Raw genomic sequence first — 13,352 nt, forward strand, 5'->3', positions numbered from 1 at the left:
GTATTGATTTACCAATGGTCTAAAGATAAAAACCACAAATTTATATTTGAGATATAGGTTAAAATTAGATTACAAAACTGTTAAAAGTAATACAGTTATGACAACAAATATTATAATTAATTCAAAATATTAAACATGCGAGGAGTAAATAATAAAATGGCGAAGAAATTCAATTATAAATTACCGTCAATGGTTGCTTTAACGTTAGTAGGAACTGCTTTTACAGCGCATCATGCATATGCGGAAGAACAACCCCAACAGGATCAAACAAGTAACAAAAATGTCCTTGATGGTCAAATTACACTTAAACAAACAGAACAAGCAAAAAAAACAGCTACTCAATCAACTCAAAACATATCAGGTACACAAACATACCAAGACCCAACAAAAGTTCAATTTAAACAAGATACAGATACTAAAATATATGATGCATCATTAGATGAACTAAATGTTTCTAGAAATACTTCTCAAAATCAATCAACTGGTTCAAATCAAAACGTTGATAACTCTCAATCAACTAATGAGTTAGTAAAACCTGTTTCTCAAGTTTCGTCGAATCAACAAAATGAAAGTATCACATCATTGCAAAGTGATATTTCTAATAATGCAGAAAGTAAAGATACAACTAATAATTACATAGCTCAAAAAAACGACACAACTACAGCTCAGGAAGTAAGTCAACCAAAAATTAGTACTAGAAACAACAACACTTCAAATAAAGAATTAACTAACACAAATCCATCTGGTTATAACTTTGACTACGATGAAAAAGACGAAGCTACTAATAGCACTCAAAACGTTTCAACAAGTGTTCAAATCAATAATCTAACAAATAAACAAACTACAGATAAGCCAGATACAACTAATCAATTACAATCAAATACTGTTAAAACAAATTCTATCAAAAAAGCTACTTCAACGAATGAAACAAAAAATGTTACTAATCAAATCACTACTTTTAGTTCAGTCGCACAACCAAGAATGTTGTATTCAGTAAGTAGCAATACATCTTCATTACCTAAATACACACCTCAAGTTAAATCACCAATCAACGACTATATACGTAAAAAGAACTATAAAGCGCCACAAATTGAAGAGGACTATACATCGTACTTCCCTAAATATGGTTATAGAAATGGCGTAGGACGACCAGAGGGTATCGTAGTTCATGATACTGCGAATGACAATTCAACTATCGACGGTGAAATTGCATACATGAAGCGTAATTACAATAATGCATTCGTACATGCCTTTGTAGATGGCAACAGAATTGTTGAAACTGCTCCTACTGACTATTTATCTTGGGGCGCTGGGTATTATGGAAATCAACGTTTTATTAATGTTGAAATAGTACACACACATGATTATGACTCATTTGCACGTTCAATGAATAACTATGCAGATTATGCAGCAACTCAATTACAATATTATGGTTTAAAACCAGATAGTGCTGAAAACGACGGCAAGGGTACTGTGTGGACACACTATGCTATTTCAAGATATCTTGGTGGTACCGATCATGCCGATCCCCATCAATACTTTAAAAATCATAACTATAGTTACGCAGAATTATATGACTTAATTAATGAAAAATATTTAATTAAAACAGGTCAAGTTGCACCTTGGGGTACAAGTTCATCTAGTTCTACTAAACCTTCTGGTGGCTCAAGTAGTAAATTGACTGTATCTGCAAATAGTGGAGTAGCTCAAATTAGACCTAAAAACAGTGGTTTATACACTACTGTGTACGACAGTAAAGGACATCAAACTGATCAAGTTCAAAAAACGTTATCAGTGACTAAATCGGCTACACTTGGTAATAATAAATTCTATTTAGTTGAAGACTATAATACTGGCAAAAAATATGGTTGGGTTAAACAAGATGATGTTGTTTACAATACAGCTAAATCTCCTATTAAAATAAACCAAACTTATAATGTTAAAGTTGGATCAACACTTTATACAGTACCTTGGGGTACACCAAGTCAAATAGCTAGCAAAGTTTCAGGTACTGGTAATCAAACATTTAAAGCAACTAAACAGCAGCAAATTGATAAAGCCATCTATCTGTATGGTACTGTAAACGGTAAGTCTGGTTGGATTAGTAAATATTATCTATCTACTCCATCATCTAGTAGTACTGATAAACCATCAACAAATAATAAATTGACTGTGTCTGCTAAAAGTGGCGTAGCTCAAATTAAACCTAAAAACAGTGGCTTGTACACTACTGTGTACGATGAAAAAGGTAAAGCTACTAACCAAGTACAACGTACTTTATCAGTCACTAAATCGGCTACACTTGGAAGTAATAAATTCTATTTAGTTCAGGATTATAACTCAGGCATTAAATATGGTTGGATTAAACAAGATGACGTTGTTTATAATACAGCTAAATCTCCTATTAAAGTGAACCAAACTTATAATGTTAAAGCTGGTGTTAAACTATACACTGTGCCATGGGGCACTTTCAATCAAGTAGCTGGAACTGTTACAGGTACTGGTAACCAAACATTTAAAGTGACTAAGCAACAACAAATTGATAAAGCAACTTATTTATATGGTACTGTCAATGGTAAATCTGGTTGGATTAGTAAATACTATCTAACAACGCCTACTGCAGTTAGATCGGTTGCTACAAAACCAGTTACTTCATCTAAAGTTGAAACAAGTACTAAACCTACAACTACTAATAAAAAAGTATCAACTCAAATGTTAGCAACATCAAAAGCGACTAACACAACTAAAACTACTCAAAAAACAGCAACACAAACTGTAAATAAAATTGCTCAAGTTAAAACTAATAATTCTGGCATAAGAGCATCTGTTTATGATAAGAAAGCAAAAAGTGGCGCTAAATATGCTAATCGCACAGTCATCATTAACAAACAACGTAAAAAAGGTAATAACACTTATGTATTACTTCAAGATAGTACTCGTAATACACCTTTAGGTTGGGTTAATATTAATGATGTAACAACACAAAATATTGGTAATCCTGTTAAGTCAGTTGGTAAATACACAGTTAAACAGGCAAACAATGGTCTGTACTCAATAGCTTGGGGTACTAAAAACCAACAATTATCTACACCTAAGACTTTATCAAACAAGACATTTAGAGCATCAAAAGCAGTATATGTTGGTAAAGATCTATACTTATATGGAACTGTTAACAATAAAACTGGATGGATGGCTGCAAAAGATTTAACAAACAATAATACTAATACACAAGCAACACCTTATAAATATACGTTTGTCATTAACAACAATAATAGCTACTTTTACAATAATCCTACACAATCAAGTCGCTATACATTAAGACCATATTATGAACAACCATTCTCAGTTATAAAACAAAAAAACATCGATGGTGTGACTTGGTACTATGGACAACTATTAGATGGCAAATTTGTTTGGATTAAATCATCGGATCTTGTAAAAGAAAACATTGATTATGTTAATACTGGAATGAGATTGGACGAAGCAGCAACAATTCAATATCATCTTCCATACAAACCACAAGTTCAACATGTAGCTGGCCAATGGACTGACGCAAATTATAGTGAAATTAAATATGCTATGGATACTACTCGATTAGCAAATGATCCGACATTGAAATACCAATTCTTGCGTTTAGACCAACCACAATATCTTTCAGTGGATGCGTTAAATAAATTACTAAAAGGTAAAGGTGTATTAGAAAATCAAGGAGCGGCATTCAGTGAGGCAGCACGTAAATACGGCATTAATGAAATTTATCTTATCTCTCATGCTCTAGTTGAAACAGGTAACGGTACATCTCAATTAGCCAAAGGTGGCGATGTAGTGAATGGTAAATTCACTGATCAAACACCTACAAAATATCATAATGTATTTGGAATTGGCGCTTATGATGAAAATCCATTAATCGATGGCATTAACTATGCTAAACAAGCTGGATGGTCTTCAGTATCTAAGGCCATTGTAGGGGGAGCCCAATTTATCGGACAATCATACGTTAAAGCTGGACAAAATACGCTATATAAAATGCGTTGGAACCCATCAAAACCTGGTACTCATCAATATGCTACTGATATTAACTGGGCAAATGTAAATGCTCAAGTCCTTAAAGGATTCTATGACACTATGTGTGAAGTTGGTAAATACTACGAAATCCCAGTATATAAATAAAGTTTAACTGTGGCATCTCTTAAGTGATTTACACTAAGAGGTGCCCTCATTATATGTAAACGTAACAGTTGATATTTTTACTCTTTATAATGCCTATAGTTGTCTTATAAACTCTATACAATCATAAAAAAGCTAAGTAAGTTTGAAAGTCCCCTGATGTCCTCTCACAAAATTAGATTTTATTCCAACTTTTAGTCTGAACATCTCCTACTACTTCAAAGTTACTTAGCTTTTTATTATTAAACGATTTAGTATACAATACACTTGCGACCCAATTTGTAAAACTACTTTTACTAAATAAATATATGCCTACTGTTCAATTTATTTAATAGTTGATTTAAACTGTCAATTTCTTCTGATGATAAACATTGACATCTAGCTTCAATTAATTCACATCTTGCAGTATTAATTTGTTGAATTAAAGAACGTGCTTCTTCTGTTAAAATTAATTCTTTACAACGTAAATCATCATGTGATTGCTGACTCGTGATATAACCCTTTAATACCAACTTTTTTATCCATCTTGACACAATCGACTGTTCCCTTCTAATCTTCATTGTTAAATCATATTGAGATAAGCGATCATAATTATTTAAAATACGCAAAAGTTCTAATTGCTCAGAGGTAATATCTGTACGCTGGCCAAATCGTCTATTGACTAAATTTAAATCATTATTAGTAAGTGTAATAAGTTTTTCAAGTTGTTTATACATGTTGTTCTACTCCACTATATTAAGTTGTTAATTTTATATGCTTTATTTATAAAATATACAATACTAATATACACATTGCACAAATTCTTTGCATAATTACCTAAATATATACTAAATTAGAATATGTCTAAATAGAAAAAAGGAGACCCTTTATGACCGCCATCAAAGATAGGGATTATTTTTTTGACAACGCCCGTGCAGTTTTAATATTTTTAGTTGTATTCGGACATCTTTTACAACCTTATACTTCTGAAGATAGATGTTTACAAGCTTTATATTTATTAATATATAGTTTTCATATGCCTACATTTTTATTTATATCAGGTTATTTTGCAAAAAATTTAGATAAACCACATTACTTAGAAAAAATTGCTAAGAAACTACTCGTGCCATATGTCATTTTTTTCGCATTCTTCTCACTTTATTATTATTTTACTGGTAAAGAAGATGCTATACAGTTAGATCCATTTAATCCAGTTTTTGCATTATGGTTCCTACTCACACTATTCTTCTTTCATGTCGTATTAGTAATCGTGCGTAGATATAATCCATATATCGTATTGTCAATTTCTATACTTGTATCAATTTTGGCTGGATTTTCTGGTAATATTGACGGTTATATGAGTATATCAAGAACAATTGTATTTTTTCCTATCTTCTATATTGGACATTTAGTGACTAAGGAACAAACAATAAAGCTTAGAAATAAAAAATGGATAGCTATATCTGTTATTATTCTTATCTCATTTTTTATTGGTTACACGATTCATCCTATCAATGGAGACTGGTTATTAGGTCACCATACACTTCTCTTGAAAGCCACGGTGAAGGTGTCTACAGTCCATTTAAACGTTTATTATTATACATCATCATTCTTATCACGATGTGTGCATTTTTAAATCTGACTTCCCAGAAACAACGTTTTTACACATATATTGGTCGGAGAACAATGTTTGTATACTTACTTCACGGTATTGTTATAGGCATAATCAGAGGTTTTGGATTATATCCATTTAAGGATAACATCTCAATATTCACATATTTATTTCTTATAGTCACTTCTCTCATTATTGTGTTCGTATTGTCATCTAAAGTGGTATGTAAATGGACGAATCCACTAATAAATTTAAGAAGACCATCACAATTTAAAGATTAAATTTCATATTATAATTAAGTTTAATACCAAAATGTAGTTAGCAAATATGTTATGATAGTACTAATTTGAAAGAATTATGAGACTATTCACACAATTTAAATACTGCATATTGGTATTTTTTATAGAGAGGTTTTAGACAATGAAATTATCATTAAATACACATTCAAAATTTTTAAGAGCGCCTAGTATTCGTCAATTTTCAAATAGAATTAAGTATATTGACGATTGTATCAACTTAACTATTGGTCAACCAGACTTTCCTATGCCAAATGTGGTTAAAAATGCATATATTAACGCAATTAAAGAGGATAAAACAAGTTACTCTCATAACAAAGGATTGGTAGAAACACGACAAGCGATTAGTGATTATTTTAAGCAACGATATGGATTCTACTACAGTGAAGAAGAAATCATCGTCACGAATGGAGCTAGCGAAGCATTAGATACCTCATTAAGAAGTATTATCGAACCAGGTAATGAAATACTTATTCCTGGACCTATCTATGCAGGATACATTCCTTTAGTAGAAACTTTAGGTGGAACACCTATCTTTATGGATACTACACATTCAGAATTTAAAGTAACTCCAGAACTCATTGAGAAACATTTAACTGATAATACAAAAGCAATATTACTTAATTGTCCTACCAATCCTACAGGTGTCGCACTCAGTCGAACAGAAACTAGAGCGATTGTAGACACACTTGTTGATAAAGAAATATTTGTCATCAGTGATGAAATTTATGCTGAAAATACTTTCGCTGGACATCATACATCATTCGCTGAATTTACAGAGATTCGTAATCAGTTATTACTCATTGGTGGTTTAAGCAAATCACATTCAGCCACAGGTATTCGAATCGGCTTTTTAATCGGTCCAGAGTATTTAATCGAAAAATTAACATTCATGCACGCCTATAATTGTATTTGCGCCAACGTACCAGCTCAAATTGCATGTAAAGCAGCACTTAAAGAAGGAATAGATGTTCCTAAATATATGAACGAAGCATATATTAAACGTCGTAATTATTTAAAAAACAAATTAGAATCGCTCGGTTTTGAAATCACTGCACAACCTGAAGGCGCATTTTATATTTTCCCTAGTATCAAAAATTTTACAGATAATGATTTTGATTTTTGTGTAGATGTTTTAGAAAAAGCCCACTTAGCCATGGTGCCTGGATCTTCCTTTACAGATATTGGAAAAGGATATATAAGACTATCATACGCTTATGACATGAATATGTTAAAAGAAGGTATGCGTCGCTTAGAAAATTATTTGTACAACCAGTATCCTAATGAGATGCCACCATCGTAAAACATTTATATTAGTTACAGGGTTCTATTCTTTTCAATCTAGGTTATTATCAAAATTTACAGTTTGGGCAAAATAGTTCCCTTCAAAAATGAATTATTTTTCATACAAAAAATCCCGTTGGCTAATTTAAGTGAACTAACCAAGGGGATTTCTATTTATATAAAATCTAAACACCTATGGGAATTTAGGGAATTGGTCGAAATCAGGATTACGTTTTTCTTTGAAAGCGTCACGTCCTTCTTTCGCTTCGTCTGTAGTATAGTAAAGTAAAGTAGCGTCACCAGCCATTTGTTGTAACCCAGCTAAGCCATCAGTATCAGCATTCATTGCTGCTTTTAAGAAACGTAGAGCAGTTGGAGAATGTTGCATGATTTCTTTACACCATTGTACTGTTTCATCTTCTATTTTATCCAATGGTACTACTGTATTAACTAAGCCCATATCTAAAGCTTCTTGTGAATTGTATTGACGACATAAGTACCAGATTTCTCTAGCTTTTTTGTGGCCAACAATACGTGCTAGGTAACCTGAACCATAACCAGCATCAAATGAACCTACTCTAGGACCAGTTTGACCAAAGATGGCATTATCAGCGGCGATTGTTAAGTCACAAACTACATTTAATACGTTCCCGCCACCAATAGCATATCCTCTAACCATTGCAATGACTGGTTTTGGAATGACACGAATTAAACGCTGTAAATCTAATACATTTAAACGAGGAATATCATCTTCACCTACATAACCACCGTGACCACGTTTCTTTTGGTCTCCTCCTGAACAGAATGCTTTATCTCCTTCGCCAGTTAACACGATTACTGAAACATTTTGGTCATCTCGTGCGCGTGAAAATGCATCAATCATTTCCGCAACGGTCTTTGGTGTAAATGCATTACGTACTTCAGGGCGATTGATTGTTACTTTTGCAATTCCTTCAAAAAATTCATATTTTATTTCATCATATTCTCTAAGTGTTTCCCACTGTCTAGTCATTTTGCTCCTCCTTTAAAAAACCTAGTAATATTGTATCAAATTCCGTTACATCTTCCACATGAATTGTATGACCGACGTTCGAAATTTGTACTTTTTGACTATCTGAAATATCTCTTTCTAGCCGTTGCCCAATATCAACAAACTTTTCATCTCTTTCACCCACTAAAATTAATGTACGAACTCCAATCGATGAAATGAGCGGCCAAAGATTAGGCATATTGCCAGTTCCATAATCTCGAAGCGCTTTAGCTAACCGATGGGGATTTTGATTCATTCGATTGGCACAAATAGCTTTTCGTACTTCCGCGTCCAAATCGTACTGCGAACGAAAAAGCGGCAACTTCTCCCAATCATTCACAAATATTTCCAAACCAGCAATATCAAGCACCTTCGCACGAGCCTCATCCACTCGGACACGTTCCACTTTATTCGCCTCATCTTGAATTCCAGCTGAAGTACTTTCTAAAAGCAGTCCAGCTAGCGCTTCATTGCCATATAAAGCATAATAAAGCGCTACCCGACCGCCCATAGAATAACCAAGTAAGAACACATCATAAGTTCTGAACTGCTCTAAAACTTGATCAAGCTGATGCACAATATACGGGAAGTCCCACACATCATTAATATTAGATATATCCTCACCATGCCCAGGTAAATCAATCGTAAGTATATTAACATGTTGAGATAAACGTTTAATATGTTCATTATAAGTAGATGAATCGCTTATAAACCCATGCAACATAACTAATAATTGTGTTGTTTCATTATTAGCTTTATAAAAATCAAAGTGTAACATTAACAATTTCACTCAATTTCTTATATAAATTTTGATGTTGTCTTAAATTATCATCTCTATTTGTCATAATTTCATAAATAGCTGAACCTATACTTGATAATTCAGCGTATTTGAAATCAGTTAAATAATCAAAACGTTCATACGTAAAATCATACAATAACGCTGTATACTCAAAGTTAAGTCCAGTAGGTGTACCAAACAAACGTTCAAAGTACACATCAGCTGAATCTTTTTGAGGTAAATAAGAGAAGATTCCTCCCCCATCGTTATTTACTAATATAATATTAATGTTGATAGCATTTAATTTCGCCATAAGCAAACCATTCATGTCATGATAAAACGATAAATCGCCAATAAGCAATGTAACCTTCTTATGCACTGCCATACCTAATGCAGTAGAAACTACACCATCAATTCCATTAGCACCTCGGTTAGCATAAATTCCTGCTTCACTATCAAACATTAAATTATCAACATCTCTTATAGGCATACTATTTCCAACAAATAAAGTATCCTCTTTCGATAGTTTTTGAATTAAACTACCAACATATGCCGCTTCGTCTGTAGCATGATTTAAATAATCTTTAATTTCAATTTGTGCTTGTTGTTCTAAAGACTGCCATAATTGTAACCACTCTTTACGTTCTACATACGGTTCGTCCATCAAAGATCTAAAGAAATCATTTGCTGAAACTTCATAAGAAATATGTGGTGGTATAGGAAATACATCAATTTTATCATTATTTTGGACAAGGATTTGATATGTCTTTGTTTGCTTTAACCATTGATTTAACTTTTTAGAAATAACAGGTTTACCTACACGTATCACAAAATTAACATCTATATCTAATCCAGCTCTGTACAATAAATCATAAGTAGCAATCACATTAGGATGCTTGCTTTTACGTAATTGACTTAGTGGATCTGCTAAGATAGGTAAGTCATAGATAGTCGAATAAGTGAGTATTTGATCTACTTTCTGATGCTGCATATCTCCCACAATAATGAGCCCTTTTTTTCTCTTCAATATAGCACTTATATCATGAACAGAAATTGTCTTTTGGTAATGGGACAACGTCTTAACATCTGACGTAAGTAAGTCAACTCGATCTAAATCTGGTGTTAATGGCTCCCTAAATGGTAAATTAAAATGAATCGGGCCTCGATGTGATCCATATAAATATTGACTGGCAATTTGCATTTGGTAATCAACAGTCTCTTTCGTTTGATTACTACCATCAGCTATAGGTAAATCAAATTGAAATTGAACATAATTGTTAAACATATTTACTTGATTAATAGCCTGTGGCGCCCCTACACTGCGTAGTTCATGAGGTCTATCACTCGTTAACACGACAAGTGGTAATCTGCTAATTTGACTTTCAGCAATCGCCGGTGTGTAGTTTGCAGCAGCTGTACCAGATGTGCATAATATTGCTACAGGCGTTTCACTACCCTTAATTAATCCTAATGCAAAAAATGCAGCACTACGCTCATCAGGATGAATCCATGTTTTAATTTTTGGATGCGCTTCAAACGCAAGTGCAAGTGGTGTTGAACGCGAACCCGGACTTATTACAACTTCTCTAATACCATATGCATATAACTCTGAAGCAAATGAAAACACTTGCTCTGTCAACGCTTCACTATAATTAGTCATTATTATCTACTCCTAAAGCATTCATCATTGGTGAAAATTTTACTGCTGTCTCTGCCACTTCACTATCAGGGTCGGAATTTTTTACAATCCCACAACCTGCAAATAAAGTTGCCTGACAATCTTTAATGAGCATTGAACGAATTGCTACAATAAATTCGCAATCATCATAAACATCGATAAATCCTACAGGCGACCCATATAATCCACGTGTACCAAACTCTTTATTTTCAATAAATTCAAGAGCTTCTGCTTTCGGATAGCCCCCTAATGCAGGTGTCGGATGTAAACAATCAATTAAACCAATGTATGATTCGTCATTTAAATTCGCTTTAATTTCTGTGTATAAATGATACAAATGATCATTTTTTAAAATATTAGGCGTTTCATTGTACTCTACATCTTGTACGAAAGGCTTGATATCACTCAAGATACTCTCAACAACGAAACGATGTTCTCCTAAATTTTTCTTATCTTTTAAAAATGCCTTGATGTTTTCTTCGTCTACTTTTTCATTATGAGTACGTTTAATCGTACCAGCAACTGCTTTAGTTGATAGTACACCATCTTCAACTTTAATCAATTGTTCAGGTGTTTGAGAAAAGAATACAGATTGGTTAGATTCTAATAAGAAAATATAACTATTTTTTTCATTATTTAGTGCCTGATTTAAAATAAATGGAATGTTAATTTCCTTATCAAACTTGATTAAACGTCTACGCGCCAATACAATCTTTTTACTTTCATCTATTGTATCGATGGCTTCATTAACAAGGTCACGCCAATCGTCTTTATAAATATCCTCCATACGAGTCACTTCGCCAAGTGAATCTCTTGAAGTATCAACACCAGTATGTTCTAAATAAGTAATTAAATCTTTAAAAACCTCAATATCAAAGTCTTGACGTTCTGTTGTATAAGTGATGAATGTACGAGCGCCCTCACTTGATATTAAAACTTTAGGCAAAATAAAATGATTAAGCCCATACTCTCTCCACTCATCATCTGATTTATGACCTGAAAATTGGAACCCACCACATAGCCTTAAATGGTGATAATCACTATCTGGATGGATTAACTCAATATTGTCTTTTAATTTTTCCCAGTCTTTAAAAATAGATTGTTTGTTTTCAAAATCATTTTTAAACCTTTGAACTGCATGATATCCGAAATATGAAGAATAGTTATCATTTAAGCGCATGTAAAAACGATCGCCAGCATTCTGTTCTGTTAAATGAAATAAAGTACTAGGTTCAAATGATTTGTCTACTTTAATTTCAACTGAAACCCAATCCTTCGTACTTTCATATATCTTATCGACGATATCGTCCTCTTTGACATTCACATCCATTCTTTTCACTTCTTTCTCCTCCGAATTCTACTCATTACTGTATTGTATCATTTTTAAAGTTATGTGTTGTCATAATTGCTTAAACAAAAATTGCAATTTTTCACGTCAATTGACCTTTAGTAATGATTCCTTTAAAATATTGATGATAAATCTTTATAAACAAGAGGTAATGCAAATCATGTCAGACAAATATCAACAATATTCAACCGTAAAAAAGTACTGGCAATTGATGAGACCTCATACCTTAACTGCAGCAGTTGTACCTGTATTAGTTGGTACAGCTGCAGCCAAAATTTACCTACTAGGTAGTGAAGACCATTTAAAATTCAGTTTATTCTTAGCTATGTTACTTGCATGTCTATTAATACAAGCTGCAACTAACATGTTTAATGAATATTATGATTTTAAAAAAGGGCTTGATGACCATACTTCCGTAGGTATTGGTGGCGCAATTGTACGTAATGGTATGAGCTCCAAACATGTAATGAACATCGCAATTGCTTTTTACATTATCGCAGCACTTTTAGGTATCTTCTTAGCTGTACAAAGTTCACTCTGGATTATTCCAGTTGGTATCGTGTGTATGGCAATTGGTTATTTATATACAGGTGGACCTATACCTATTTCTTGGACACCTTTTGGCGAACTATTCTCAGGATTATTTATGGGTATGATAATCATTTTACTTTCTTTTTTCATACAAACAGGAAATATACAAGGATATATTGTTTGGTTAAGTATCCCTATTGTTATCACAATCGGATTAATTAATATGGCTAACAATATCCGAGATCGAGTTAAAGATAAAGCAAGCGGTAGAAAAACTTTACCTATTCTGTTAGGTAAAAAGGCGTCAGTTATTTTTATGGCTACGATGTATATCATTGCGTATCTTATCGTTATTTTTACAGCTTTCTTTAAATCTGGTGGTTCACTTTTCTACTTACTCGTGTTGTTATCATTCCCAATGCCAATTAAAGCAGTAAGACGTTTTAATAAAAACGATACACCTGAGACAATGATGCCTGCAATGGCAGCAACAGGTAAAACAAATACTTTCTTTGGCTTATTATATGCATTAGGTATCTATATCAGCGCACTTTTAGGTGCAATATAGAAATATAATTTATTGAGAGTAAAACATAAGGTTCCCAAACCTTTTCAAGTTGCATGCTGACTTGAAAATGAACTTACTTTT

Annotated in this window: 8 protein-coding genes and 1 pseudogene; 4 read left to right on the top strand and 5 right to left on the bottom strand. The window is 32.9% G+C overall.

Annotation, left to right across the window (positions count from 1 at the left end; genetic code table 11):
* Positions 1-156: 156 nt before the first annotated feature.
* A complete protein-coding gene (locus DYE57_RS08430; RefSeq protein ID WP_115313654.1) occupies positions 157-4,170 on the top strand; it encodes an N-acetylmuramoyl-L-alanine amidase in 4,014 nt (1,337 codons plus the stop codon).
* A gap of 293 nt (positions 4,171-4,463) precedes the next feature.
* Here DYE57_RS08430 and DYE57_RS08435 read toward each other — a convergent pair whose 3' ends face one another.
* Positions 4,464-4,883: a MarR family transcriptional regulator gene (locus DYE57_RS08435; protein ID WP_115313655.1), complete on the bottom strand. Its 420-nt coding sequence runs from the start codon at positions 4,881-4,883 to the stop codon at positions 4,464-4,466.
* Between the two features lie 152 nt (positions 4,884-5,035).
* Between DYE57_RS08435 and DYE57_RS08440 the strand changes: the two are divergent.
* Together DYE57_RS08440 and DYE57_RS08445 are read left to right on the top strand one after the other, a co-directional pair.
* A pseudogene (locus tag DYE57_RS08440) lies at positions 5,036-6,039 on the top strand (acyltransferase family protein).
* Positions 6,040-6,178: 139 nt separating this feature from the next.
* A complete protein-coding gene (locus DYE57_RS08445) occupies positions 6,179-7,357 on the top strand; it encodes an aminotransferase class I/II-fold pyridoxal phosphate-dependent enzyme (RefSeq protein WP_115313656.1) in 1,179 nt (392 codons plus the stop codon).
* Positions 7,358-7,531: 174 nt separating this feature from the next.
* Here the strand turns inward: DYE57_RS08445 and menB are convergent, their stop codons facing one another.
* The 4 genes from menB to DYE57_RS08465 are packed head-to-tail and all read right to left on the bottom strand — an operon-like array spanning position 7,532 to position 12,154.
* Positions 7,532-8,350 (bottom strand): 1,4-dihydroxy-2-naphthoyl-CoA synthase, encoded by an 819-nt coding sequence (menB, locus tag DYE57_RS08450; protein ID WP_115313657.1) that lies wholly within the window; start codon positions 8,348-8,350, stop codon positions 7,532-7,534.
* Positions 8,343-9,146, bottom strand: a complete 804-nt coding sequence (menH, locus tag DYE57_RS08455) for a 2-succinyl-6-hydroxy-2,4-cyclohexadiene-1-carboxylate synthase (RefSeq protein WP_115313658.1) — start codon at positions 9,144-9,146, stop codon at positions 8,343-8,345. Before menH ends, menB begins: the two co-directional genes overlap by 8 nt.
* Positions 9,133-10,806 carry a 2-succinyl-5-enolpyruvyl-6-hydroxy-3-cyclohexene-1-carboxylic-acid synthase gene (menD, locus tag DYE57_RS08460; protein WP_115313659.1) on the bottom strand — a complete coding sequence of 558 codons (1,674 nt, stop codon included), beginning with the start codon at positions 10,804-10,806 and terminating at the stop codon, positions 9,133-9,135. The genes menH and menD overlap by 14 nt, the downstream gene beginning before the upstream one ends.
* Positions 10,799-12,154 carry an isochorismate synthase gene (locus tag DYE57_RS08465; protein ID WP_115314135.1) on the bottom strand — a complete coding sequence of 452 codons (1,356 nt, stop codon included), beginning with the start codon at positions 12,152-12,154 and terminating at the stop codon, positions 10,799-10,801. The genes menD and DYE57_RS08465 overlap by 8 nt, the downstream gene beginning before the upstream one ends.
* A 178-nt stretch (positions 12,155-12,332) precedes the next feature.
* Between DYE57_RS08465 and DYE57_RS08470 the strand changes: the two genes are divergently transcribed.
* Positions 12,333-13,271 (top strand): 1,4-dihydroxy-2-naphthoate polyprenyltransferase, encoded by a 939-nt coding sequence (locus DYE57_RS08470; RefSeq protein ID WP_115313660.1) that lies wholly within the window; start codon positions 12,333-12,335, stop codon positions 13,269-13,271.
* The last annotated feature ends 81 nt before the right edge of the window (positions 13,272-13,352 follow it).

The sequence above is a fragment of the Staphylococcus saccharolyticus genome (assembly GCF_900458815.1).
Lineage (GTDB): Bacteria > Bacillota > Bacilli > Staphylococcales > Staphylococcaceae > Staphylococcus > Staphylococcus saccharolyticus.

Excerpts from the sequence above, each read along its gene's own strand:
- menD (WP_115313659.1), bottom strand. The coding sequence starts at position 10,806 with ATGACTAATTATAGTGAAGCGTTGACAGAGCAAGTGTTTTCATTTGCT.
- menH (WP_115313658.1), bottom strand. The coding sequence starts at position 9,146 with ATGTTACACTTTGATTTTTATAAAGCTAATAATGAAACAACACAATTA.
- DYE57_RS08465 (WP_115314135.1), bottom strand. The coding sequence starts at position 12,154 with ATGGATGTGAATGTCAAAGAGGACGATATCGTCGATAAGATATATGAA.
- DYE57_RS08445 (WP_115313656.1), top strand. The coding sequence starts at position 6,179 with ATGAAATTATCATTAAATACACATTCAAAATTTTTAAGAGCGCCTAGT.
- DYE57_RS08470 (WP_115313660.1), top strand. The coding sequence starts at position 12,333 with ATGTCAGACAAATATCAACAATATTCAACCGTAAAAAAGTACTGGCAA.
- menB (WP_115313657.1), bottom strand. The coding sequence starts at position 8,350 with ATGACTAGACAGTGGGAAACACTTAGAGAATATGATGAAATAAAATAT.
- DYE57_RS08430 (WP_115313654.1), top strand. The coding sequence starts at position 157 with ATGGCGAAGAAATTCAATTATAAATTACCGTCAATGGTTGCTTTAACG.
- DYE57_RS08435 (WP_115313655.1), bottom strand. The coding sequence starts at position 4,883 with ATGTATAAACAACTTGAAAAACTTATTACACTTACTAATAATGATTTA.